Raw genomic sequence first — 23,943 nt, 5'->3', positions numbered from 1 at the left:
CCATCATGGCAAGACATTCCTTTTTCTGCGTCGACGGACATACATGCGGCAATCCCGTGCGTCTGGTGGCTGGCGGCGGGCCGAACCTCGTAGGTTCGACCATGATGGAAAAGCGGGCGCATTTTCTGCGCGAATATGACTGGATCCGCACCGGTCTCATGTTCGAGCCGCGCGGTCATGACATGATGTCGGGCTCCATACTCTATCCGCCGACCCGCCCCGATTGCGATGTGGCTGTGCTTTTCATCGAGACGTCCGGCTGCCTGCCGATGTGCGGTCACGGCACCATCGGAACCGTGACGATGGCGATTGAACAGGGACTGGTGACGCCGAAGACGCCGGGCAAGCTCAATCTCGACACGCCTGCCGGTCTGGTGGCGATCGAGTATGAGCAGAATGGCCAGTATGTCGAGCGCGTTCGTCTTACCAACGTTCCAGCCTTCCTTTATGCCGAAGGGCTTGAAGTCGAATGCCCGGACCTTGGAACCCTCAAGGTCGATGTGGCCTATGGCGGCAATTTCTATGCGATTGTCGAGACGCAAGAAAATTATACGGACATGGAAGATTATTCCGCGCTGCAGTTGATTGGCTGGAGTCCGATCCTGCGTGAACGGTTGAATGAGAAGTATAAGTTCCAGCATCCGCTGCTGCCCGATATCAATCGTTTGAGCCATATTCTGTGGACCGGAAAGCCAAAACACCCGGAAGCGCATGCCCGCAACGCCGTCTTTTATGGCGACAAGGCAATCGACCGGTCACCATGCGGAACCGGTACGTCTGCGCGCATGGCGCAACTGGCCGCCAAGGGCAAGCTAAAGCCCGGTGACGAGTTCGTTCATGAATCCATTATCGGGTCGCTTTTCCATGGTCGCGTGGAGCGCGCCACGGAAGTGGTGGGTGCGGACCGGACATTGCCGGCAATTATCCCTTCAATCGCGGGCTGGGCACGCATGACGGGATATAATACGATCTTCATCGACGATCGTGATCCCTTTGCACACGGGTTTACAGTCGCGTAAAGTGGGTACGGTCGGCGTTTTTAGCGCCGCCTCCCAATTTTTTGGCTTTCGGGCCGTGTAGAAAGTGTGGAATAAGACGTCCTGGGTAGGAGAAAAAAACATATACAGGACGTTTAGTAGGGGACATAACTAGTTTGTAGAAGGATGATACCCTTAGTCTTTTGTCTGAGACAAAAGGGGGTTGCATTCCTCTATACAGCCGTTAGGTGTAAATGGCCGGGAATAAAATGAAGCGCACGAAATAAAGATGCGTCAAAAAAGTCCCGGGCGGTAAAATGGGTGGCTTCTCGATGGAATATTTCTTCCAGCAGGTGATCAACGGGCTCGCGCTCGGCTCGATCTATGGCCTGATCGCCATCGGCTACACGATGGTCTATGGCATTATCGGTATGATCAACTTTGCTCATGGCGATGTCTTCATGCTCGGCGCCTTCATGGCGCTGATTGTTTTTCTTATGATCACAACCTTCATTGGAGCATTGCCAATCGCGCTGATGCTTCTCCTGATGATGATCGTCGCCATGTTGCTGACGGGGTTGTGGAGCTGGACGATGGAGCGCGTGGCCTACAGGCCGCTGCGTGGTTCGTTCCGTCTCGCACCGTTGATCACGGCTATCGGCATGTCGATTGCCTTGTCCAACTTCGTTCAGGTGACGCAGGGCCCGCGTAACAAGCCGGTGCCTCAACTGCTGAACGGTTCCTACAATATCCTGGGAACCAATGTGACGATTTCGCTGAAGCAGGTCGTTGTCATCGTGGTGACAGCCGTGCTGCTGACGATCTTCTGGTATATCGTCAATCGCACCTCGCTGGGGCGCGCGCAGCGTGCCTGTGAGCAGGATCGCAAGATGGCGGCGCTTCTCGGCATCAATGTCGATCGCGTTATCTCGCTCACCTTCGTGATGGGTGCGATGCTCGCGGCGGTTGCCGGTACGCTCTACCTTTCCTTCTATGGCGTGATTTCCTTTGCCGACGGATTTATTCCTGGCGTCAAGGCATTCACGGCGGCTGTTCTGGGTGGCATCGGATCGCTTCCCGGGGCTGTGGTCGGTGGCTTGCTCATCGGTCTCATCGAGGCATTGTGGTCGGCGTATTTCTCGATCGACTACAAGGACGTCGCTGCGTTTTCGATCCTCGCCATCGTGCTGATCTTCATGCCGTCCGGCATTCTTGGCCGACCTGAAGTCGAAAAGGTTTAATCATGGCTGCACAGTCGAGTTCACGCCCGGATTCCCTTTTTGGCCGGGCCATTCGTGAAGGGTTCCTCGCCGGTCTTCTGGCACTGGGCCTCTTCTGCCTCATCATCGGTTTCAAGACCGATCAGAACATCAACAATGAACTGGTGCTCGTTCAGCGCTGGGGCACGCTGGCTGTCATGGTCGCGCTGGCTGCGGTTGGCCGCTTCCTGTTCGTTGCCTTCGCCCAGCCCTGGCTGGAAGCGCGCAAGCTTGCCAAGAGCAAGCAGACGACAGTTGCAGTCGAAAGCCCGTCTTTCGTGCGCCGCAACTTCTCGCGTCTTGGCGTCGTGTTCCTCTTCGTCTATCCGATCCTGATTGTCGGCTTTCTAGGCTGGCAGGGATCTCTCAAATGGGTCGATAATTTCGGCGTCCAGATCCTGATCTATGTGATGCTGGCCTGGGGCCTCAATATCGTCGTGGGCCTCGCCGGTCTTCTCGATCTGGGGTACGTCGCATTCTACGCCGTCGGAGCCTATTCCTACGCGTTGCTGTCGACTTATTTCGGCCTGTCCTTCTGGATGTTGCTGCCAATCGCTGGCATTCTTGCTGCGACCTGGGGCGTCATTCTGGGCTTTCCGGTTCTGCGCCTGCGCGGCGACTATCTTGCCATCGTGACGCTGGCCTTCGGTGAAATCATCCGTCTGGTTCTCATCAACTGGACCGATGTCACCCGCGGGACCTTCGGCGTTTCCGGTATTGCCAAGGCAACCTTCTTCGGCCTGCCTTTCAATGCCAGCAAGGACGGCTTTGCTGCGTATTTCGGCCTCACTTTCTCGGCGGCGCATTACAAGTTCTTCCTCTATTACGTCATTCTTCTGCTGGCTCTGCTGACGGCCTGGGTCACCATCCGTCTGCGTCGCATGCCGGTTGGCCGCGCGTGGGAAGCGTTGCGCGAAGATGAAATCGCCTGCCGTTCGCTCGGCATCAACACCACCACGACCAAGCTCACGGCCTTCGCCACGGGTGCGATGTTCGGTGGTTTTGCAGGTTCCTTCTTTGCGGCACGCCAGGGCTTTGTCAGCCCGGAATCCTTCGTGTTCCTCGAATCGGCCGTCATTCTCGCCATCGTCGTTCTGGGCGGCATGGGCTCGCTGGTCGGTATCGCGATTGCCGCGATCGCCATGATCGGCGGTACGGAAATCCTGCGTGAAATGAGCTTCCTGAAGGCTATTTTCGGCCCGGATTTTACACCGGAACTTTATCGTATGCTGATCTTCGGCCTCGCCATGGTTGTCGTCATGGTCTGGAAGCCGCGCGGTTTCGTCGGAAGTCGAGAACCGAGTGCCTTCCTGCATGAGAAGAAGATGGTGTCGGGTGCCTTTACCAAGGAAGGGCACGGCTGATGGCGGAGATAAGCACTATGTCTGGCACTGCGTCCGGCAACATTGAAAAAGACACCATCCTTCAGGTCGAGCATCTCTCGATGCGCTTCGGCGGTCTTGTCGCCATCAACGATCTGAGCTTCAATGTGAAGCGTGGGGATATCACGGCGATCATCGGCCCGAATGGTGCAGGCAAGACCACGGTCTTCAACTGCATCACCGGCTTCTACAAGCCGACGGGCGGCATGCTGACAATGAACCGGAAGACGGGCGAAAAGCTCCTGCTGGAGCGCTTGCCCGATTTCCGGATCACCAAGCAGGCAAAGGTGGCGCGTACCTTCCAGAACATTCGCCTGTTCTCGGGTCTCACTGTTCTGGAAAATCTTCTGGTCGCTCAGCACAACACGCTGATGCGCTCTTCCGGGTACACGATCCTCGGCCTTCTCGGTCTGCCCGGCTATAAGTCGGCAGCCAAGGAGGCGATCGAAAAGGCCCGCTACTGGCTGGAGAAAATCAACCTGATCGATCGTGCGGACGATCCGGCAGGCGATCTTCCCTATGGCGATCAGCGCCGCCTGGAAATCGCCCGCGCTATGTGCACCGAGCCGGAAATCCTCTGTCTCGACGAACCGGCGGCCGGTCTCAATCCGCGTGAATCGGCAGAGCTGAACAAGCTCCTGCTCGATATCCGCAAGGAAACCGGCACCTCGATCCTGCTGATCGAACACGACATGTCGGTGGTCATGGAAATCTCCGACCACGTGATCGTGCTGGAATATGGCACCAAGATTTCCGACGGCGCGCCGGAAGCAGTCAAGAACGATCCGCGTGTTATTGCCGCCTATCTCGGCGTCGATGACGAAGAGATTGCCGAGCTGATCGAAGAGGCGGACAAGCCGGGTGTTGTCGATCCGGCGCATCTGGTTGCGGCCCAACTTGCCGAGGAAGCCATCGAGGAAGAAATCGCTGAAGAGAAGGGCGAAGCACCGTCCGGACGCGCTTCCCTCGCAGGCGGTCTGTCGTCAGCACGTGATGGCAAGGCCGACAACCTGACCCTCATCAAGGGCATTGGCGCAGTCAACGAAAAGAAGCTCCACGAACACGGTATCTTTCATTTCGACCAGATCGCCGCCTGGAGCGAGGCAGATATCGTGGAGGCTGAAACCTATCTGGAATTCGACGGGCGCATCGCGCGCGAAGACTGGGTCGGGCAGGCCAGACAGCTCGCCGCCGGTCAGGCGACCGAGTTTTCCGAGCGCGTTGAAGCGGGCGATGTTCCGTCAAGCCATAAGACTGCTCCCGTAAAGGCTGGCAAGAGTGGGGCTGCCAAAAGTGCCAAAACGCCGACGAAAGCTTCGGCGAAAGCGCCTACAAAAGCTCCTACAAAAGCTCCGGCCAAGCCTAAGAAGGGAGGCGAATGATGCAGGCTGAAACCATGCAGAAAAAGCAACCGCTTCTCGCCGTCGAGAAGGTCGAGACCTATTACGGCAATATTTGCGCCCTGAAGGGCATTGACCTGAGTGTGGACGAGGGCGAAATCGTGGCGCTGATCGGTGCCAATGGCGCCGGCAAGTCGACGCTCATGATGACGATCTTCGGCTCGCCGAAGGCGCGTACCGGCCGCATTCTCTTCAACGGCAAGGATATCACTTCCATGCCGCCGCACGAGATTGCCAAGCTTCGCATCGCGCAGTCGCCGGAAGGCCGTCGCATCTTTCCGCGCATGACGGTTCTGGAGAATCTCCAGATGGGGGCAAGCCTCGATCATCAGCAATACTTCGAAGAAGACGTGAAGCTGATGTTCGATCTGTTCCCGCGACTGAAGGAGCGCATCAACCAGCGTGGTGGCACGCTTTCAGGCGGCGAACAGCAGATGCTGGCTATCGCCCGCGCACTGATGGCGCGTCCGAAGCTTCTGCTTCTGGATGAACCGTCGCTCGGTCTGGCGCCGCTGATCGTGAAGCAGATTTTCGAGGCGATCAAGGAACTGAACCGCACGCAGGGGCTGACAGTGTTTCTCGTCGAGCAGAACGCATTCGGCGCGCTCAAGCTTGCTGACCGCGGTTATGTGATGGTCAACGGCTCAATCACTATGAGCGGCGCTGGCCGCGAGTTGCTGGCTGATCCGGAAGTCCGCGCTGCTTATCTCGAAGGCGGAAGGCACTAGGAGGAAATCATGCAGGGTATTCTCTACGAAGAACCGTCATTTGGGTTGTTTTTCCTCATCACCTGTCTGCTGGGCGGCTGGGCCGCCTGGATGACGGGGCGTGCCTGTGCATCGACGTGGCGCACTTATCCGCAGCTTCTGCTCTATCTGATCCCGCTCGGAGCTGCGGTGCGCTTCATTCACTTCGCGCTGTTTGAGGGAACGCTTCTTTCGTTCCACTACTATCTGGTGGATACGATCGTGCTGATGATCATCGGCACGGTTGGCTTCCGCTTCACCCGTACCAAGCAAATGGTGAGGCAATATAGCTGGCTTTATGAAAAAGCTTCGCCTCTCAGCTGGAAGGCAAAATAATTTCAAAGCTTCGCCGTCATGCGGCGAAGCTTTTTTACAAGATCACGTTGACAGTAATAAGATTCAGCGTAGATATTGCTGAGTAATCAGCAAGAAAATAAGGCGATGCAAAACATCGTTTCGGGGTAAATACAATGATGGGAGTTCCAACAATGAAGAAATCGCTTTTCGCAGGCGTTGCTCTTGCAGCAGTTATGGCTTTCGGGGGCTCGGCTTGGGCTGATGTAGTTCTGGGTATCGGTGCACCTTTGACGGGTCCAAACGCCGTTTACGGCGCACAGATCCAGAAGGGCGCGGAAGCCGCGATCAAGGAAGTCAACGATGCGGGCGGCATCAATGGCGAGAAAATTTCGATCTCGCTCGGCGATGACGTTTCGGATCCGAAGCAGGGCATTTCCGTTGCCAACAAGTTTGCTGCCGACGGCGTGAAATATGTCATCGGTCACTTCAACTCCGGCGTTTCGATCCCGGCTTCGGAAGTCTATGCCGAAAACGGCATTCTCGAAATCTCGCCTGCTGCGACCAATCCGGTCTACACCGAGCGCCAGCTCTGGAACACGTTCCGTACCTGCGGCCGTGATGACCAGCAGGGCATCGTTGCCGGTCAGTATATCTTCGACCATTTCAAGGACGCGAAGATCGCCGTCATTCACGACAAGACCCCTTACGGTCAGGGCCTTGCCGACGAAACCAAGAAGAAGCTCAACGAACTTGGTACCAAGGAAGCCGTCTACGAAGGCGTGAACGTTGGTGAAAAGGACTTCTCCGCTCTGATCGCCAAGCTCAAGCAGGCTGGCGTGAATGTGGTTTACTGGGGCGGTCTGCATCCGGAAGCCGGTCTCATTATTCGTCAGATGGCCGATCAGGGTCTGAAAGCCCAGTTCATCTCGGGCGATGGCATCGTGTCGAACGAGTTGGCATCGATTGCAGGTCCAGCTGTCGAAGGTACGCTGAACACCTTCGGTCCTGATCCGCGCAACAACCCGAACAATGCCGATCTGGTGAAGAAGTTCCGCGATGCGGGCTTTGAACCGGAAGCCTACACGCTTTATTCCTATGCGGCTGTTCAGTCGCTGGCTCAGGCCGCAAAGGCAGCCGGCAGCAACGATCCGCAGGAAATCGCCAAGGCGCTCAAGGAAAAGGGTCCGTTCAAGACCGTGCTCGGCGACCTCTCCTATGATGAAAAGGGCGATCCGAAGCTTCCTGGCTACGTCATGTACAAGTGGGAAAAGGGTGCCGACGGGAAATTTACTTACATTCAGCAGTAAGTTTCGCTTCCATTCTTTCGCGAATAAAGGAAATGCCCGGCTTGAAGCCGGGCATTTTCGTTTCAACGTTTCCGCTCCGCATAAAGTCATGCGAAAAAAGCACGACTTAGACGAAATCATTACTTTACTTCAATATTCAACGTGATTGTATCTAGTTCGACGGCTGGATATAGGGCGATTCTCTATATCTGGTCTCGCGTTCTGGTGGGAGGACCGGTTTCAACGCGGCGCAGTTTCAAGCCCGAATTGCGTTCCTAGGGCTGACGTACACTCCCATTCGAATATCAGGTATTGCGCGGCGGCTTTAGCATCGCTGTTCATGCCCGCAAGAATGGCGGTCATCTGATCCAGTCAGATCGCCGCTCTGAATGACTATTTTGACGCGTATTCCGGAAACCGTTTCAAGTTTTCGGGTACGTTTTAGTGGGAGCAACTGAAATGAAGAAATCCTTATTCTGTGGCGTTTGCCTTTCCGCACTGGTTGCGATGGGCGGCGTATCCTTTGCCGACATCCAGCTCGGCGTCGGTGCACCGTTGACCGGCAGCCAGGCAGCTTTCGGCGAGCAGATCAAGCGTGGTGTCGAAGCGGCTGTTGCAGAAGCCAATGCCAAGGGCGGCATGAACGGCGAACAGATCACCATCGTCTATGGCGACGACGCCGCCGACCCGAAGCAGGGCATTTCGGTTGCAAACAAGTTCGTTGGCGATGGCGTCCAGTTCGTGATCGGCCACTTCAATTCCGGCGTCAGCATTCCGACTTCGGACATCTACGCTGAAAACGGCGTGCTGATGATTGCACCGGGCACCACCAACCCGACCTTCACCGAACGTGAACTGTGGAACACCTTCCGTACCTGCCGTCGCGATGACCAGCAGGGTATCGTTGCCGGCAAATATATGGCCGACAACTACAAGGACGGCAAAGTTGCCATCCTTCACGACAAGACCCCTTACGGTCAGGGCCTTGCCGATGAAACCAAGAAATCACTCAATGCGAACGGCATGAAGGAAGCGCTCTACGAAGGCGTGAACCAGGGCGACAAGGATTTCTCCGCGCTCATCTCCAAGATGAAGGCCGCTGGCATCACGGCGGTTTACTGGGGCGGTATGCATCCGGAAGCAGGTCTGCTCATCCGTCAGATGGCTGATCAGGGCCTCAAGGCACAGTTCATTTCGGGCGATGGCATCGTGTCCAACGAACTGGCCTCGATTGCCGGTGATGCTGTGGGCGGCGTCATGAATACCTTCGGTCCCGATCCGCGTGACGACAAGGCGAATGCCGAACTCATCAAGGCGTTCCGCGACAAGGGATTTGAGCCGGAAGCCTACACCTTCTACGCTTATGCCGGTGTGCAGTCGCTGGTGAATGCCGCCAATGCTTCTGGCAGCAACGATCCGCAGGAAGTTGCGACCGCGATGAAGGAAAAGGGTCCGTTCAAGACCGTGCTCGGCGACATCTCCTTCGATACGAAGGGTGATCCGAGCCTTTCGCCTTATGTCATGTTCGAATGGCGCAAGGGTGAAGATGGAAAGTATAATTACTTCCAGAAGTAACGGAGCATTTCCAGCAAAAGTGCGAAGCGGTTTTGCGTCGGATAATGTGTGAAAGCGAATGCATAGAGCGGTTCCAATGATTGGGTTAAGATAGGAACCACTTTTGTGCCTCATATATTAGCATAAACTGCTACAAAATTCATCAATCTGCCCGGCGTTTAGCCGGGCATTTTGTTTTTATCTCCCGGTTGCACAGTTTGTTTGCGCTTGTGACTTTTGCAGGTTAAGCAATGGCGCCTTTGTCATAGCAGTTAGGGAGATCTGCCTTGTCTTTCGCCCCAAAGCCTATCCGGAAAATTCTGGTCGCCAACCGATCTGAAATCGCAATCCGCGTATTCCGCGCCGCCAATGAGCTGGGACTCAAAACGGTGGCCATATGGGCTGAGGAAGACAAACTTTCCCTGCACCGCTTCAAGGCCGATGAAAGCTATCAGGTTGGGCGCGGCCCACATCTGGATCGCGATCTTGGTCCGATTGAAAGCTATCTTTCCATCGATGAGATTATTCGCGTCGCCAAGCTTTCGGGTGCCGATGCGATCCATCCCGGCTACGGCCTTTTGTCGGAAAGCCCGGAATTTGCCGAGGCCTGTGCCGAGAACGATATCATCTTCATCGGTCCGAAGGCGGAGACCATGCGCCGTCTCGGCAACAAGGTCGCGGCACGCAATCTTGCTATTGAAATCGGGGTGCCGGTGGTTCCGGCCACCGATCCGCTTCCTGACGATATGGAGGAAGTGAAGAAGCTTGCGGCAGAAATCGGCTATCCGCTTATGCTGAAGGCGAGCTGGGGCGGTGGCGGTCGCGGCATGCGTGCCATCCGCGCCGAGGCTCATCTCGCTCGCGAAGTGACGGAAGCCAAGCGCGAGGCCAAGGCTGCATTCGGCAAGGATGAAGTTTATCTTGAAAAGCTCATCGAGCGTGCGCGACACGTCGAAGTGCAGATATTGGGTGATACGCATGGCAATGCGGTTCATCTTTTCGAGCGTGACTGCTCGATCCAGCGACGTAACCAGAAAGTTGTGGAGCGTGCGCCAGCGCCTTATCTCAACGACGGACAGCGTCAGGAGCTTGCGGATTATGGTCTGAAGATCGCCCATGCCACCGATTATATCGGCGCGGGTACCGTTGAATTCCTGATGGATGTGGATAGCGGCAAGTTCTATTTCATCGAGGTCAATCCGCGCATTCAGGTCGAACACACGGTTACCGAACAGGTGACCGGCATCGATATCGTCAAGGCGCAGATCCATATTCTGGAAGGCTTTGCCATCGGCACACCGGAATCGGGCGTGCCGCGTCAGGAGGACATTCGCCTCAACGGCCATGCGCTTCAGTGCCGTATTACCACGGAAGACCCTGAACAGAATTTCATTCCCGATTACGGCCGCATTCAGGCCTATCGCTCGGCATCGGGCTTCGGCATTCGTCTTGATGGCGGCACGGCCTATTCGGGCGCGTTCATCACGCGCTATTACGATCCTTTGCTGGTGAAGGTCACTGCTTCGGGCGCGACGCCGCTGGAAGCCATCCGCCGTATGGATCGCGCACTGCGCGAGTTCCGTATTCGCGGTGTTGCGACGAACCTGACCTTCCTCGAAGCGATCATCAATCATCCGAAGTTTCAGGCCAACGACTACACGACCCGCTTCATCGACACGACGCCGGAATTGTTCGAGCAGGTGAAGCGACAGGATCGCGCCACCAAGCTTTTGACCTATATTGCCGATGTGACTGTCAATGGCCATCCCGAGACCAAGGGGCGGGCTAAGCCGGCTAAGGATGCCGCCAAGCCACGTGTGCCGTGGTTCGGCGACGGTCTTGGCAAAGAGAGACCGGTTGCCGATGGAACGAAGCAGCGTCTTGATCAGCTCGGGCCGAAGAAGTTCGCGGAATGGGTACGCAATGAAAAGCGTGCGCTGATTACCGATACGACCATGCGTGACGGTCATCAGTCGCTTCTGGCGACGCGTATGCGCACTTACGACATCGCCCGCATCGCCAATTCTTACGCGCAGGCACTGCCGAACCTGTTCTCGCTGGAATGCTGGGGCGGCGCGACTTTCGACGTTTCGATGCGCTTCCTCACCGAAGACCCGTGGGAGCGTCTGGCACTGGTGCGTGAAGCTGCGCCGAACCTTCTCCTGCAGATGCTTTTGCGTGGTGCGAACGGTGTCGGTTACAAATCCTATCCCGACAATGTCGTGAAGTATTTTGTGCGCGAGGCGGCACGCGGCGGTATCGATCTGTTCCGCGTTTTCGACAGTCTCAACTGGGTCGAGAACATGCGCGTATCGATGGATGCGGTGCTGGAGGAAAACAAGCTCTGTGAAGCGGCGATCTGCTACACCGGTGATATCCTCAATCCGGAGCGCGCCAAATATGATCTCAAATATTACGTCAATCTGGCGAAAGAGGTCGAAAAGGCAGGCGCGCATATCATCGCCGTCAAGGATATGGCGGGGCTTTTGAAACCTGCCGCGGCGCGCGTTCTGTTCAAGGCGCTGCGCGAGGAAACCGATCTGCCGATCCATTTCCATACGCATGATACGTCGGGCATTTCGGCGGCGACCGTGCTTGCGGCAATCGATGCGGGCGTGGATGTGGTCGATGCGGCGATGGATGCGCTGTCCGGCAACACATCGCAGCCTTGCCTCGGTTCCATCGTCGAGGCACTGCACGGAACCGAGCGTGATCCGGGGCTCGACCCGGATTCGATCCGCCGTATCTCCTTCTATTGGGAAGCCGTGCGCAATCAATATGCCGCCTTCGAAAGCGATCTCAAGGGACCGGCTTCGGAAGTCTATCTGCATGAAATGCCGGGTGGTCAGTTCACCAATCTGAAGGAGCAGGCCCGTTCGCTCGGACTTGAAACCCGCTGGCATGAAGTGGCGCAGTCTTATGCCGATGTGAACCGCATGTTCGGCGATATCGTCAAGGTCACGCCATCCTCCAAGGTTGTGGGCGACATGGCGCTGATGATGGTCAGCCAGGATCTGACCGTCGCCGACGTCGAAAATCCGGCAAAGGATATTGCTTTCCCGGATTCCGTGGTGTCGATGATGCGCGGCGATCTCGGTCAGCCGCCATCGGGATGGCCGAAGGCGCTGCAGAAGAAAATTCTGAAAGGTGAAGAGCCGTTCATCGCACGTCCCGGCGCGTTGCTCGAACCTGCCGATCTCAATGCCGAACGTGAAGGGGTCGAGGAGACGGTCGATCGCAAGATTTCCGATCAGGAATTCGCATCGGCGTTGATGTATCCGAAGGTCTTCACCGATTATGCGTCCGCGCAGGAAACCTATGGTCCGACGAGCGTTCTGCCGACGCCAGTCTATTTCTACGGCCTGAAGCCGGAAGAAGAAGTCTTCGTCGATCTGGAACGCGGCAAGACGCTGGTGATCGTCAATCAGGCGATGAGCGAGACCGACGAGAAGGGCATGGTGACCGTGTTCTTCGAGCTGAATGGCCAGCCACGTCGTATCAAGGTGCCGAACCGCGCCAAGGGCGCTTCCGGCGGTGTCCGTCGCAAGGTGGATGCCGGAAACGACCGCCAAGTCGGTGCGCCGATGCCGGGTGTTGTCTCCACGGTTGCCGTTGCAACGGGCCAGAAGGTTTCGCAGGGCGATGTGCTACTCTCCATCGAAGCGATGAAGATGGAAACGGCCATCCATGCCGAGCGCGACGGCACCATTGCCGAAGTGCTGGTGCGCCCCGGTGAACAGATCGACGCGAAGGATCTCTTGGTCGTCTATTCGGAATAGTTTTGGCTTCAGCCGGAGCGGGATGATTTCAGGCTCCGTGCGCACTGCGCTTCCCCCTCATCCTGAGCCTGTCGAAGGACGAGGGCAGGCGCTTTGCGTTTCTCTCGCCCTTCGAGACGCCGTTTTCAACGGCTCCTCAGGATGAGGGAAAGGGAAGCCTATTCCTCGGACCACCGATATTGAAAACGCCGTGCCCGTCAAAAGGCGCGGCATTTTGTTTGCGCTTGCAGCACTCCCAAAATCTGATATGCATGTTTTTGCCTATTTATGCATGATTATGCATGTTGAGGGAGACGATGGTGACAGAGCTTCTGCTTCACGAAAGACAGGCGCGCATTCAGGAACTGCTACAACAGTCGGGCCGTGTGCTGGCGACTGAACTGGCTGAAAGCTTCGGCGTGTCCGAGGATACGATCCGGCGTGATCTGCGCGAGATGGCGGCGGCGGGACTTTGCAGGCGTGTCTATGGTGGCGCGTTGCGTGCCGTGCCTGAGCCATCCCCGCTTGCCGAACGGGATTCAGAACGCCCCCAGGCCAAGGCCGCACTGGCCGCAGTATTGGCCGGACTGGTCAAGCCCGGCATGACGGTATTTCTCGATGCGTCTTCGGTGAATACGGCGCTGGCGCGGCTTCTGGTCGAGCGCGGCGAGGCCATCACTGTCGTCACCAATACGCCGTCCATTGCCGCAATTCTCATGGGTTCACCGGAGGTCGAACTGATCATGATCGGCGGCCCCATCGACCGGCGGGTCAGCGCTGCCGTTGGTGCACGCGCTTTGCGTGATGCAGAGCTGTTGCGCCCTGATCTTTGCGTTTTGGGTGCGTGCGGTATTGCTGCCGAAATCGGCGTGACGGCGCTGCATCTGGACGATGCGGAATTCAAACGGGTGATTGCCGGACGCAGTCGGACGGTGGCGCTTGCCATCACCAGCGACAAGCTGGGTACGGTTGCCGCTCATGATGTCGTTCCTCTGGACGATGTTGGTGTCATGGCTGTCGAATATGATGCGGATGAAGCGGCGCTTGCGCCCTATGTGGCATCGGGTATGAAGATTTTACGTGCGGCAGCGGACCGCAACTGAGGGATAGATGGAACAGGTTTCCGGACGCGAAGATGCGGCGCCTGCGCGTGCGCCGATTGTCACCAGAGAGCGGATTGCGGTTGCGCTCCTCTTTCTGATGAACGGCTATATTTTCGGCGGTTGGGCCCCGAAAATCCCGGAATTTGCGGAGCGTCTCGGGCTTGATAGTGCTGGTATGGGGCTGATGATCCTCGTCTTCGGGCTTGGTTCCCTGGCCATGATGCCGGTCGCAGGCGCCCTATCGGCGCATCGTGGTTCGGGCATGGTGGTGCGCATTTTTGCGCTTGCCTTCATTCCGGCGCTGCTGGTCATCGCATTTGTGCCGAATGTGATCACGGCGGTGATCGTGATGTTCTATTTCGGCGGAACCATGGCTGCGATGGATGTGTCGATGAATGCCAATGCGGTGGCGGTCGAGAAAAAGATGCGCCGGGCGATCATGTCATCCTGCCATGCTTTCTGGAGCCTCGGCGGCCTGATCGGCGCTGCCACGGGGGGCTTTCTCATTGCACAATTCGGCTCGACGGTTCATGCGCTGGTCACGACGATTGTCGCTGCCATCTTGATCGCTGTCGCCTGGCCCTCGATTATCCCGGACACGGAGCATCATCATCCGAGCGGCGAAAAGCAGAAGCTGACCTTGCCGCGCAATCCTCTGCCGTGGCTTGTCGGTGTCATGGCGCTGTTTTCCATGGTGCCGGAAGGGGCGATTCTCGATTGGGGCGCTTATCATATGCGCCAGGATCTCGGTGCCTCCGTCACGGTGGCAGGCTTCGGCTTTGCGGCCTTTTCGGGTTCGATGGCCATCATGCGTTTTGCGGGCGATCTGGTTCGCGACCGGTTCGGGGCGGTCAAAACCCTGCGCGCCTGCACGGTCATTGCCATCATCGGTATGCTGATCGTCGGTTTCGGAAACAGCTCAACCACAGCGATTATCGGCTTCGCGATCTGCGGAATCGGTATTTCCAACATGGTGCCGATAGCCTTCTCGATGGCTGGCAACATGCCGGGTGTCAATCCCAGCGTTGGCCTATCCGTTGCAACGACGCTTGGCTATTCCGGCATGCTGGTGGCGCCTTCACTGATCGGTTTCGTTGCCAAGCATAGCGGCTTTGGCGTGGTGTTCCTGGCGCTTCCGATCTTGCTTCTAGTCGTGCTGGCATTCTCAAGTCTGGCCCGATACGCCGATCATAAGCACTGAATTTTCTTATGACCCGCATCTTATCGGACAACCGGTTCCGACTTTTCGGGATGCGCTACTCGGCCGTCCATCCGCCATCGACAGGAATGGCAGCGCCGTTGATCTGCGCTGCTGCATTGCTTGCGAGGAAAGCAGCAACAGCGCCAATCTGTGCGGTGGTGACGAATTCCTTTGTCGGTTGCTTGTCGAGCATCACGTCGTGGATCACTGTTTCCCGGTTCATGTGATAGGCCTTCATCTGGTCTGGTATCTGCGCCTCGACGAGCGGGGTCAGTACATAGCCGGGACAGATGGAATTCGCGGTGATCTTCACTGTCGCCAGTTCCAGCGCCAGCGTTTTGGTGAAGCCGACAATGCCGTGCTTGGCAGCCACATATGCCGATTTGAACGGCGATGCCACGAGGCCGTGTGCGGAGGCGATATTGATAATGCGGCCCCAGCCCGCCTTTCGCATATGCGGGATCGCGGCGGCCGATGTGTGAAAGGCTGATGTCAGGTTGATCGCAATGATGCGGTCCCATTGCTCTGTCGGAAATTCCTCCACTGGAGCGACATGCTGGATACCGGCATTGTTGACGAGAATATCTGCGCTGGCGAACTGGTTCATGGTTTCAGCGATCAGCCCGCGGCAATCGTCGCTCTTCGACATGTCGGCCGCGATATAGACCACGCTGACGCCATGCTCTTCGCTCAGCTTGGCCGCGAGCGCGTGATCCTCGTCACGGTCGGTGAATGAGTTGATCACGACGTTGTGTCCTGCCGCCGCCAGTGCGTGGGCGATGCCAAGCCCGATACCGGAATTTGATCCGGTGACGATTGCGGTTTTGCGGGCAGATGCGTCGGTCATGGGCGGACTCCTCGTGATTAATCACGACATAATGAGAGGGCGACATTGCGTCGGCAAGTGATTATATAGATCCAAAACCATCCAAGCGCAGACCCAGTTAAGAACAGAGCAAAATGTCTTCCGAGACCGTCAGCTATTTTTCGCATCCTTTCCCCCGCCGCCAATCGGTTGGCGTCAGTGTCGGCGGCGTCGTCGTCGGCGGTAGTGCGCCGGTTGTCGTGCAGTCGATGACCAATACGGATACGGCGGATGTGGATGCCACTGTCGCGCAGGTTGCGGCCTTGCATCGCGCAGGCTCCGAGATCGTGCGCATCACGGTGGATCGCGACGAGTCTGCCGCTGCCGTGCCGAAAATCCGCGAACGGCTGGAGCGTCTGGGACATGACGTGCCGCTGGTCGGAGACTTTCATTATATCGGCCACAAGCTGCTGGCCGACCATCCGGCCTGCGCGGAAGCGCTTGCGAAATATCGCATCAATCCGGGCAATGTCGGTTTCAAGGACAAGAAGGACAAGCAGTTCGCCGATATCGTCGAAATGGCGATCCGCTATGACAAGCCTGTGCGTATCGGCGTCAACTGGGGGTCGCTCGATCAGGAGCTTCTGACCACGCTGATGGATCGCAATCAGGATGCGGGCGCACCGTTGAGCGCACAGGAAGTCATGCGCGAAGCCATCGTGCAGTCGGCGCTGATTTCCGCCAATCTTGCCGAAGAGATCGGCCTTGGCCGCGACAAGATCATCCTGTCGGCCAAGGTCAGCCAGGTGCAGGACTTGATTGCCGTCTATACGATGCTGGCGAAGCGGTCCAATCACGCGCTGCATCTGGGCCTCACCGAAGCGGGCATGGGCACCAAAGGCATTGTCGCTTCGTCGGCGGCCATGGGCATTTTGCTGCAGCAGGGCATTGGCGACACGATCCGCATTTCGCTGACCCCGGAACCCGGCGGCGACCGCACCCGTGAAGTGCAGGTATCGCAGGAGCTTCTGCAGACCATGGGCTTCCGTCAGTTCATCCCCATCGTTGCGGCATGCCCCGGTTGCGGACGCACGACATCGACGGTGTTCCAGGAACTGGCGCAGACCATTCAGGACGATATTCGCCGCAACATGCCGGTTTGGCGTGAGAAATATCCGGGCGTGGAAGCACTTTCGGTCGCGGTGATGGGCTGCATTGTCAACGGTCCGGGCGAATCGAAACATGCCGATATCGGTATCTCGCTTCCCGGCACGGGCGAAACGCCGTCCGCACCGGTCTTTGTCGATGGCAAGAAGGTGACGACGCTGCGCGGTCCTGCCATTGCCGAAGATTTTCAGAAGATGGTTGCCGACTACATCGAGAACCGTTTTGGACTCGATAAGAAGATCGCTGCCGGACAGAACTAAGCAGGCGACGTCACTGCTCGGGTTGCGGTCTCGGGTGTCGCCTTCAGTGTCGCTGCCCAGAAGACGAGCGTGACAAGGCTGATGCCTGCGCCAAGCAGACAAACGCCGTTCCAGCCCGCATGAGCATAAACCCAGGTCGAAACCGCCGAGCCGGACGCGCTGCCGATGGAATAGAAAACCATATAGGCGGCGGTGAGCCGGTTCTGCGCGTCCGGGCGCACACGATAGATCATCGCCTGATTGGTGACGTGGACGGCCTGAAGGCCGAAGTCGATTATCAGCACGCCTGCGATCAGCCAGAGCAGCGAATGTCCCAGCAGGGCCATCAGACCCCAGGAAATCAACATCAAGAACAAGGCGAAGCCTGTCATGCGTTGACCATGGCCGCGATCCGCCACACTCCCGGCACGTGATGCGGCAAGCGCTCCGGCAGCACCCGCCAGGCCGAACAAGCCGATCTGGGCGTGGCTCAGTTCGAAGGGCGGTGCGCTGAGCGGCATAACCAGTGGTGCGAGCAAAGTGGTGATATTGGCGAAGATCAACATGGCGATGATGGCGCGAATGCGCAGCACCGGCTCGGAGCGAAACAGCGTCACGAGCGACAAAATGAGTGCGGGATAACTGACGCTCGTCTGCTGCCGTTTCTGGTTGGGGAGGCTGCGCCAGAGCAGGAGCGCGATCAACAATGTAAGAATGGCGGAAACGAAGTAGACGCTGCGCCAGCCGGCAATGTCGGTGAGGGCGCCTGCTATCGCGCGTGCCAGCAATATGCCGAGCACGATGCCGCTGGTTACGATGCCGACCACATGGCCGCGTCGTGCGGGTTCTGCCAGACTTGCTGCATAGGCGACAAGCGCCTGCGTGACGACGGCGAGCAGGCCCATAAAGGCCATGGCGACCAGAAGCACGGTGGCATTGGCCGCAAAGCCGATTGCGATCAGGGACAGGACCGACAGAAGAAAATGCGTGATAATCAGTTTGCGCCGGTTGAACAGGTCTCCAAGCGGGACGAGGAAAATCAGGCCGAGTGCATAACCTATCTGGCTGGCGGCGACGATGAGGCCTGCAGTTGATCGCTTGAGGCCAAGGTCGTCGGCCATCACATCGAGAAGCGGGTGAGCGAAGTAGACATTGGCTACCGCTAGTCCGCTTGCAGCCGCAAACAGAAAAAGCGTAGCAGAGGAAAGCAAAGGGCGTGCATCGGGGTTCGCGGACAGCGTTGCTGCCGCGTCGGTTGAGGGTTGCATGACGTGCTCCTGCAAAATGGTTTTAAAATGAAACCATTTTGTTTGTAGCGAAAAAGGTTTTATATTACAACCGGATTGCATTTGGTGGAGTGAACATGGTTCGGAAGAAAAGCATGAAAGGCGACTATTGCCCGAGTGCGCGGGCGCTTGATGTAATTGGCGACTGGTGGTCGCTGCTGATCGTCCGCGAGGCTTTTGACGGCGTGACGCGCTTCAGCGCCTTTCAGAAGAATCTGGGAATTGCCCGCAATATTCTCTCGGAACGCCTGCGCAAGCTGACGGGCGAGGAGATCATGGAATCCGTGCCTGATCCCAATGGCGGTGCGCATCAGGAGTATCGGCTGACGGCAAAAGGGCGCGACCTGCTGCCAGTCATCGTGTCCCTCCGGCAATGGGGCGAAAAGCACCTCTTTGCACCGGGTGAGACGCATTCACGCCTTGTCGACAGCGTTTCGGGCGAGGACGTGGCCGCGCTTGATGTGCGTGCTCAGGATGGGCGTATGCTTTCTGCCGATGATGTGGTCATCATCAAGATACGTGAGGACGATCTCTAAATAATTGTTTTTACGCATTATCCCGCGCAAAACCGCTTCGCACTCTTGCTGGAAATACTCTAGCTCTGGCGCTCGGCAATAAAGCGGGCCGCCTGCTTCAGAATATCCGCATCCTTGCCGAAAGGCGCCAGGAGGCCTTCCGCCTGGGCGACCAGTCCGGACAGTTGCTTGCGTGTCCAGTCGATGCCGTGGAGTGAAACCAGCGTGGCTTTTCCGGCTGCGGCGTCCTTGCCGGTTGCCTTACCCATCGCCTCTGCGTCGGCCGTCACATCCAGAAGGTCGTCGGCCAGCTGGAAGGCAAGGCCAATGGCCGAACCGAATTCGGCCATGCGTTCGCGGTCCTCGCTGGACGCATTGGCAATGATGACCCCTGCCTCGCAGGCAAAGCGGATCAGCGCGCCCGTCTTCATCGCCTGCAGCGTGATGATCCCGGCTTCGTCGGGCTTGCTGGTTTCGGCCATCAGGTCGAGAGCCTGTCCGCCCGCCATGCCGCCCAGACCTGATGCGCGGGCAAGTGCAGAAACGAGTTGCACGCGAATTGTCGGATCGAGATCGGTTTCGTCGGATGAGACGATGTCGAAAGCGTAGGTCAGAAGGCTGTCGCCGGCCAGAATGGCGGCGGCTTCATCGAATGCCTTGTGCACGGTCGGCTGGCCGCGCCGCAGGTCATCGTCATCCATGGCGGGCAGATCATCATGAACGAGGGAATAGCAGTGAATGCATTCAAGTGCGGCAGCGACCCGCAGAACGGCATCGCCGCTTTTGCCGAACAGTGCGGCACTCTCGACGACCAGGAAAGGCCGGAGGCGCTTGCCGCCGTTCAGGACACCGTGGCGCATGGCGGCGAGCAGCCGTTCCGGGCGGGCGATTTCTCCTGTCCGCAGGCGCTGGTCCAGAAGGCCCGTCAGTGCCATTTCCACTTCCATGGCACGATGGTTGAGAATGGCGGTGAAATCGGTCGACAGCTTTTCCATGGCAAAGGGGATGGACGAAAGCACTGAATTGGTCAACTGGCCACAACGATCAGCACAGGCTTTTTCATTTGACCGTCACGAAACGGCGTGTTTCGACTTGTTTCCCCGGTTGGATTATGGAATCCGGTTCAAACTTATTAAGGAATGGTTTATGTCGCTTGGGGGAAGGTAGCAGGCGGTGGCAGTGGCAAAAATCATCATCAAGAGCAAAGGTGGACGCAATTATCTGGCAGATCCTATTTGGGGTGCCCGGATTGCTCTTGCGCTCAAGATTCTGGTGATCCTGGCCGTGCTGCCGATTTTCCTGCTCCTCGTCTATTCCGTGCCCTTTGTTCGCCCGATCTCTACCCTGATGGTCAAGGACTATGTTCTGTTGCAGGGCGTGGACCGGCGGTGGGTCAGTATCGATGATATCGCGCCGGTTCTCGTCAATTCGGTGATGATGGCCGAAGATGGCCAGTTCTGCAGCCACGGCGGAGTGGACTGGCATCAGCTAGGGCTGGTTCTGGATGATGCGGGCGACGGCGGTCCGAGCCGCGGGGCTTCCACGATCACGATGCAGACCGTGAAGAACCTCTTCCTCTGGAATGGGCGCTCCTATGTCCGCAAGGGGCTCGAATTTCCGCTTGCGCTGGCTGCTGACGGTATTCTGTCCAAAAAGCGCATTATGGAGATTTATCTCAATATCGCAGAGTGGGGGCCAGGCATTTACGGCATCGAGGCCGCAGCCCAGCATTATTTCAAGCGTCCGGCGGCAAAACTCTCTGCCCAGCAATCCGCACTGCTTGCCGTCACGCTGCCAAACCCGGCACTTCGCAATCCTGCGAAGCCGACACGCAATATGCAGCGCATTGCCCGGATCGTGGCAAAACGTGCCGCGCGGTCGGGCCCCTATGTGGTTTGCGTGCAATAAATGCGTGATACGAAAAAAAGATCAGACTCCGACTGGTCAAAGCCAGCGAGAGCGTGTATAGGCACGTGACTTTCCGGAATTTTGTCCGCTGTGACAGGCTCCACAGGGGCCGTGCCGGACGTTTATTGACCGATCAGTGGAGCTGGATCCATGGCAGTACCTAAAAGAAAAACGTCTCCGTCCAAGCGCGGTATGCGCCGTTCGGCTGACGCTCTGAAGGCCCCGACTTATGTCGAGGACAAGAATTCGGGCGAACTTCGTCGTCCGCATCATATCGATCTGAAGAGCGGTATGTATCGCGGCCGTCAGGTCCTCGAAGCTAAGGAATAAGTCTGACGCTGCATTGCAGCCGAAAGATGGTTTTCAAAACGCCGTTCCCGTTCGTCGGGAGCGGCGTTTTTGTTTCTGCAATAGTTTCCTAGCGGATTGAATTTGACGTTTGATATCTGTCCGGCATCGATCTCGTTTCAAACGTTAAATTCGAAGGATGCAAATATCGGAATCAGACCACTAGGTATAGTTTCTATCTGGTTGCTTTTTTGATTGGCTGGTCAAAAATCAAATTAATGCCACAATTCGGTATGATGAATAGATTGTGGTTTTATTTTAATTTGATTGGTAATTGATATGGACTACATTGTTAAAACGATAATTGCTAACGGCGGATTGTCAGTTCAATCAGCTGTTTCTTTTTTTAGTATACTTGAAAATACTCGCTACAATGAAGATTCATTTACGGCTCTGTCTGATACGCCATGCCAGATTGGAAGCACGGAACGAGCCGTTCCTGGCGCTGTTAAGTCGTTTGCAGGTAAGAATCTGTAGTAGGAAGCGGAACAAACCGCAGAAGCCTTTTGCTTGGAGATTTCCAAATGGGGCTGGCGATAAATTTACCAACCCCATTCATAGGCCTCTCGTAAAAGCTTGTAGCGCGTTTCGATCTGAATGGATCAGATCGACGCCCTAAATGTTCGTTCTGACGCGCTCTAAAAAGCGATCAGCCTGCGTCAGACGCAAAGCCCGCGCCTTCAATACCGGTAATTGCTGCAATTTCGTCATTGTCCGACGTGTCGCCGGAAATGCCGACTGCACCGAGGATTTCACCGCCTGCATCCTTGATCAGAACGCCGCCCGGCACCGGCACGACCTTACCGCCCGATACGCCTGACAGTCCTTCGAGGAAGTGCGGACGGTCCTTGGCCTGATTGTGCAGCCAGCGCGAGCCGGTTCCGACGGCCAGTGCGCCGAAAGCCTTGCCCGAGGCGATCTCGAAGCGAAGGATCGAGGTTCCGTCCTGCCGCTGAAACGCCTTAAGATTTCCGCCGGCATCGAAGACGGAGACAGCCAGGGGCTTCAGTTTCAGTTCGTCCGCCTTGGCAAAAGCACCGGCAATGATCGTATTGGCTTGTTCGAGCGTCAGTGAAAGCATGGTTATCTCCTATATGTAGCTAAATGTAATTTAGCGATCATGGCCGGCGATGCACACTCCAATGCTGCTCGTTACGGGAAAAACACTTTATCGTTTTTCATGAAGGCGGTTGAAGCTGCACGGCAAAGCTTGCCAAGGCCTGAATTTTGGTCTTTCTGTTGCGCAACATTTCAAGGAGGAAAGAATGTCCGATCCGAAAGCCATCGTCATTGCCAGCGCGGCCCGCACCGCAGTCGGCGCTTTCAACGGTGCATTTGCCAATGTCCCGGCGCATGAACTGGGCGCCACGGTCATCAAAGGCGCGTTGGAACGTGCCGGTGTCGCTGCGACGGATGTAGATGAGGTTATTCTTGGACAGGTGCTGACGGCAGGCGAGGGGCAGAACCCCGCGCGGCAGGCGGCGATGGATGCCGGTTGCCCCAAGGAAACGACAGCGTTTTCCATCAACCAGCTGTGCGGTTCCGGTTTGCGGGCGGTTGCGCTCGGCATGCAGCAGATACTTTCCGGCGATGCCAAGATCATCGTGGCGGGCGGCCAGGAATCCATGTCCATGGCGCCGCATTGCGCGCATTTGCGGTCAGGCGTGAAAATGGGCGATTTCAAGATGGTCGACACCATGCTGAAGGACGGTTTGATCGATGCCTTCAATGGCTATCACATGGGGATCACCGCTGAGAATATTGCCCGCCAGTGGCAACTAACCCGCAGCGATCAGGATGAATTCGCTCTGGCCTCGCAGCAGAAGGCAGAGGCGGCACAGAGCACCGGTAGGTTCGAGGATGAAATCGTTCCCTTCATCGTGAAGGGCCGCAAGGGTGATATCGTTGTTTCGGCTGATGAATATATTCGTCCGGGTACGACGATGGAGGCGTTGACCAAGCTGAAGCCAGCCTTCGACAAGGAAGGTACGGTCACCGCAGGCAATGCGTCCGGCCTCAATGACGGAGCAGCGGCGGTCGTGCTCATGGACGCGGATGAAGCCGCCAAGCGCGGCGTGAAGCCGCTTGGGCGCATCGTGTCCTGGGCAACGGCTGGCGTCGATCCATCGATCATGGGCACAGGCCCGATTCCGGCAACGAAGAAGGCGCTGGAAAAGGCGGGATGGAGCGTCGGCGATCTCGATCTTGTCGAAGCCAATGAAGCCTTTGCCGCACAGTCCTGCGCTGTCGTGCGCGATCTCGGTCTCAATGCAGATGTCGTCAATGTGAATGGCGGCGCAATTGCTATCGGTCATCCGATCGGCGCATCGGGTGCGCGCGTGCTGACCACGCTGCTTTACGAAATGAAGCGCCGCGATGCCAAGCGCGGTCTGGCGACGCTGTGCATCGGCGGCGGCATGGGCGTCGCTCTGTGTGTCGAGCGCGACTGAACCTTCCATAGCAAGCCTTGAGGCGGGCGGAGAAATAAGCTCCGTCCGCCTTTTTGTTTCCGCAATGAGACGTTTGAAATCGGTATCGTCGGCATGATGGAATTGCCGGAAAAGTTAACGCGAAACCGGAGACAGGACTGTCAAAGTCAGTTCGGATTTGATTTTCTATGGCGTACCAAGGTCACTGACTACCAGATGTAGTGAGAACAAATAGAGAAACTTTGCAGATCACCGATTCGTCGCCGATTCGTTCCGGCTTTGG

20 protein-coding genes are annotated in these 23,943 nt (G+C 57.0%); 16 read left to right on the top strand and 4 right to left on the bottom strand.

What is annotated here, in order from left to right:
* Positions 1-5: 5 nt before the first annotated feature.
* From CQZ93_RS11850 to CQZ93_RS11800, 11 genes are all read left to right on the top strand, one after another.
* Complete coding sequence (locus CQZ93_RS11850) at positions 6-1,019, top strand: 4-hydroxyproline epimerase (RefSeq protein WP_105542726.1); 1,014 nt, start codon at positions 6-8, stop codon at positions 1,017-1,019.
* 290 nt (positions 1,020-1,309) lie between these two features.
* Positions 1,310-2,218 (top strand): branched-chain amino acid ABC transporter permease, encoded by a 909-nt coding sequence (locus CQZ93_RS11845; protein WP_105543286.1) that lies wholly within the window; start codon positions 1,310-1,312, stop codon positions 2,216-2,218.
* A gap of 2 nt (positions 2,219-2,220) precedes the next feature.
* Complete coding sequence (gene livM / locus CQZ93_RS11840) at positions 2,221-3,600, top strand: high-affinity branched-chain amino acid ABC transporter permease LivM (RefSeq protein WP_105542725.1); 1,380 nt, start codon at positions 2,221-2,223, stop codon at positions 3,598-3,600.
* Entirely contained in the window at positions 3,600-5,000 is a 1,401-nt protein-coding gene (locus CQZ93_RS11835; RefSeq protein ID WP_105542724.1) for an ATP-binding cassette domain-containing protein, read from the top strand. Before livM ends, CQZ93_RS11835 begins: the two co-directional genes overlap by 1 nt.
* Positions 5,000-5,746: an ABC transporter ATP-binding protein gene (locus CQZ93_RS11830; protein WP_105542723.1), complete on the top strand. Its 747-nt coding sequence runs from the start codon at positions 5,000-5,002 to the stop codon at positions 5,744-5,746. Before CQZ93_RS11835 ends, CQZ93_RS11830 begins: the two co-directional genes overlap by 1 nt.
* A gap of 9 nt (positions 5,747-5,755) precedes the next feature.
* Positions 5,756-6,100: a DUF6867 family protein gene (locus CQZ93_RS11825; protein WP_105542722.1), complete on the top strand. Its 345-nt coding sequence runs from the start codon at positions 5,756-5,758 to the stop codon at positions 6,098-6,100.
* Between the two features lie 152 nt (positions 6,101-6,252).
* Positions 6,253-7,368, top strand: a complete 1,116-nt coding sequence (locus CQZ93_RS11820) for a branched-chain amino acid ABC transporter substrate-binding protein (protein WP_105542721.1) — start codon at positions 6,253-6,255, stop codon at positions 7,366-7,368.
* Between the two features lie 438 nt (positions 7,369-7,806).
* Positions 7,807-8,922: a branched-chain amino acid ABC transporter substrate-binding protein gene (locus CQZ93_RS11815; RefSeq protein ID WP_105542720.1), complete on the top strand. Its 1,116-nt coding sequence runs from the start codon at positions 7,807-7,809 to the stop codon at positions 8,920-8,922.
* Between the two features lie 266 nt (positions 8,923-9,188).
* Positions 9,189-12,680 carry a pyruvate carboxylase gene (gene pyc, locus CQZ93_RS11810; protein WP_105542719.1) on the top strand — a complete coding sequence of 1,164 codons (3,492 nt, stop codon included), beginning with the start codon at positions 9,189-9,191 and terminating at the stop codon, positions 12,678-12,680.
* A 296-nt stretch (positions 12,681-12,976) separates the two neighbouring features.
* A complete protein-coding gene (locus CQZ93_RS11805; RefSeq protein WP_105542718.1) occupies positions 12,977-13,762 on the top strand; it encodes a DeoR/GlpR family DNA-binding transcription regulator in 786 nt (261 codons plus the stop codon).
* Between the two features lie 7 nt (positions 13,763-13,769).
* On the top strand, positions 13,770-14,963 hold the full coding sequence (locus tag CQZ93_RS11800) for an MFS transporter (RefSeq protein WP_105542717.1): 1,194 nt from the start codon (positions 13,770-13,772) through the stop codon (positions 14,961-14,963).
* 55 nt (positions 14,964-15,018) lie between these two features.
* Here CQZ93_RS11800 and CQZ93_RS11795 read toward each other — a convergent pair whose 3' ends face one another.
* Complete coding sequence (locus CQZ93_RS11795) at positions 15,019-15,810, bottom strand: 3-hydroxybutyrate dehydrogenase (protein ID WP_105542716.1); 792 nt, start codon at positions 15,808-15,810, stop codon at positions 15,019-15,021.
* Between the two features lie 113 nt (positions 15,811-15,923).
* On the opposite strand from CQZ93_RS11795, the gene ispG reads away from it, so the two are divergent.
* The gene (gene ispG, locus CQZ93_RS11790) at positions 15,924-17,195 is read left to right on the top strand and encodes a flavodoxin-dependent (E)-4-hydroxy-3-methylbut-2-enyl-diphosphate synthase (RefSeq protein ID WP_105542715.1); all 1,272 of its coding nucleotides are present in this window, start codon (positions 15,924-15,926) and stop codon (positions 17,193-17,195) included.
* Here the strand turns inward: ispG and CQZ93_RS11785 are convergent.
* Positions 17,192-18,442 carry an MFS transporter gene (locus tag CQZ93_RS11785; protein WP_105542714.1) on the bottom strand — a complete coding sequence of 417 codons (1,251 nt, stop codon included), beginning with the start codon at positions 18,440-18,442 and terminating at the stop codon, positions 17,192-17,194. The two genes, ispG and CQZ93_RS11785, sit on opposite strands and share 4 nt — an antisense overlap.
* 95 nt (positions 18,443-18,537) lie before the next feature.
* Between CQZ93_RS11785 and CQZ93_RS11780 the strand changes: the two genes are divergently transcribed.
* Entirely contained in the window at positions 18,538-18,996 is a 459-nt protein-coding gene (locus CQZ93_RS11780; protein WP_105542713.1) for a winged helix-turn-helix transcriptional regulator, read from the top strand.
* Between the two features lie 59 nt (positions 18,997-19,055).
* On the opposite strand, the gene CQZ93_RS11775 is transcribed toward CQZ93_RS11780, so the two are convergent.
* Positions 19,056-19,970, bottom strand: a complete 915-nt coding sequence (locus CQZ93_RS11775) for a polyprenyl synthetase family protein (protein ID WP_105543285.1) — start codon at positions 19,968-19,970, stop codon at positions 19,056-19,058.
* Between the two features lie 184 nt (positions 19,971-20,154).
* Here CQZ93_RS11775 and mtgA point away from each other — a divergent pair, with 184 nt between their 5' ends.
* Together mtgA and rpmF are read left to right on the top strand one after the other, a co-directional pair.
* Positions 20,155-20,883: a monofunctional biosynthetic peptidoglycan transglycosylase gene (gene mtgA / locus CQZ93_RS11770; RefSeq protein WP_181153346.1), complete on the top strand. Its 729-nt coding sequence runs from the start codon at positions 20,155-20,157 to the stop codon at positions 20,881-20,883.
* Positions 20,884-21,033: 150 nt separating this feature from the next.
* Positions 21,034-21,213, top strand: coding sequence for a 50S ribosomal protein L32 (gene rpmF, locus CQZ93_RS11765; protein ID WP_006467787.1), 180 nt, complete (start codon positions 21,034-21,036; stop codon positions 21,211-21,213).
* A gap of 667 nt (positions 21,214-21,880) precedes the next feature.
* Here the strand turns inward: rpmF and CQZ93_RS11760 are convergent.
* Positions 21,881-22,312 carry a GlcG/HbpS family heme-binding protein gene (locus CQZ93_RS11760; RefSeq protein ID WP_105542711.1) on the bottom strand — a complete coding sequence of 144 codons (432 nt, stop codon included), beginning with the start codon at positions 22,310-22,312 and terminating at the stop codon, positions 21,881-21,883.
* Between the two features lie 184 nt (positions 22,313-22,496).
* Here CQZ93_RS11760 and CQZ93_RS11755 point away from each other — a divergent pair, with 184 nt between their 5' ends.
* Entirely contained in the window at positions 22,497-23,681 is a 1,185-nt protein-coding gene (locus CQZ93_RS11755; RefSeq protein WP_105543284.1) for an acetyl-CoA C-acetyltransferase, read from the top strand.
* Positions 23,682-23,943: the final 262 nt, after the last annotated feature.

This window comes from Ochrobactrum vermis (genome assembly GCF_002975205.1).
Classification (GTDB): Bacteria; Pseudomonadota; Alphaproteobacteria; order Rhizobiales; family Rhizobiaceae; genus Brucella; species Brucella vermis.
Note: the sequence above shows the minus strand (reverse complement) of the source record. Positions and strands in the feature narration are given on the sequence as shown.

Excerpts from the sequence above, each read along its gene's own strand:
- CQZ93_RS11775 (WP_105543285.1), bottom strand. The coding sequence starts at position 19,970 with ATGGAAAAGCTGTCGACCGATTTCACCGCCATTCTCAACCATCGTGCC.
- rpmF (WP_006467787.1), top strand. The coding sequence starts at position 21,034 with ATGGCAGTACCTAAAAGAAAAACGTCTCCGTCCAAGCGCGGTATGCGC.
- CQZ93_RS11850 (WP_105542726.1), top strand. The coding sequence starts at position 6 with ATGGCAAGACATTCCTTTTTCTGCGTCGACGGACATACATGCGGCAAT.
- ispG (WP_105542715.1), top strand. The coding sequence starts at position 15,924 with ATGTCTTCCGAGACCGTCAGCTATTTTTCGCATCCTTTCCCCCGCCGC.
- CQZ93_RS11795 (WP_105542716.1), bottom strand. The coding sequence starts at position 15,810 with ATGACCGACGCATCTGCCCGCAAAACCGCAATCGTCACCGGATCAAAT.
- CQZ93_RS11785 (WP_105542714.1), bottom strand. The coding sequence starts at position 18,442 with ATGCAACCCTCAACCGACGCGGCAGCAACGCTGTCCGCGAACCCCGAT.
- CQZ93_RS11820 (WP_105542721.1), top strand. The coding sequence starts at position 6,253 with ATGAAGAAATCGCTTTTCGCAGGCGTTGCTCTTGCAGCAGTTATGGCT.
- CQZ93_RS11780 (WP_105542713.1), top strand. The coding sequence starts at position 18,538 with ATGGTTCGGAAGAAAAGCATGAAAGGCGACTATTGCCCGAGTGCGCGG.
- CQZ93_RS11825 (WP_105542722.1), top strand. The coding sequence starts at position 5,756 with ATGCAGGGTATTCTCTACGAAGAACCGTCATTTGGGTTGTTTTTCCTC.
- CQZ93_RS11830 (WP_105542723.1), top strand. The coding sequence starts at position 5,000 with ATGCAGGCTGAAACCATGCAGAAAAAGCAACCGCTTCTCGCCGTCGAG.
- CQZ93_RS11800 (WP_105542717.1), top strand. The coding sequence starts at position 13,770 with ATGGAACAGGTTTCCGGACGCGAAGATGCGGCGCCTGCGCGTGCGCCG.
- livM (WP_105542725.1), top strand. The coding sequence starts at position 2,221 with ATGGCTGCACAGTCGAGTTCACGCCCGGATTCCCTTTTTGGCCGGGCC.
- CQZ93_RS11845 (WP_105543286.1), top strand. The coding sequence starts at position 1,310 with ATGGAATATTTCTTCCAGCAGGTGATCAACGGGCTCGCGCTCGGCTCG.
- CQZ93_RS11815 (WP_105542720.1), top strand. The coding sequence starts at position 7,807 with ATGAAGAAATCCTTATTCTGTGGCGTTTGCCTTTCCGCACTGGTTGCG.
- CQZ93_RS11805 (WP_105542718.1), top strand. The coding sequence starts at position 12,977 with ATGGTGACAGAGCTTCTGCTTCACGAAAGACAGGCGCGCATTCAGGAA.
- CQZ93_RS11760 (WP_105542711.1), bottom strand. The coding sequence starts at position 22,312 with ATGCTTTCACTGACGCTCGAACAAGCCAATACGATCATTGCCGGTGCT.
- CQZ93_RS11835 (WP_105542724.1), top strand. The coding sequence starts at position 3,600 with ATGGCGGAGATAAGCACTATGTCTGGCACTGCGTCCGGCAACATTGAA.
- CQZ93_RS11755 (WP_105543284.1), top strand. The coding sequence starts at position 22,497 with ATGTCCGATCCGAAAGCCATCGTCATTGCCAGCGCGGCCCGCACCGCA.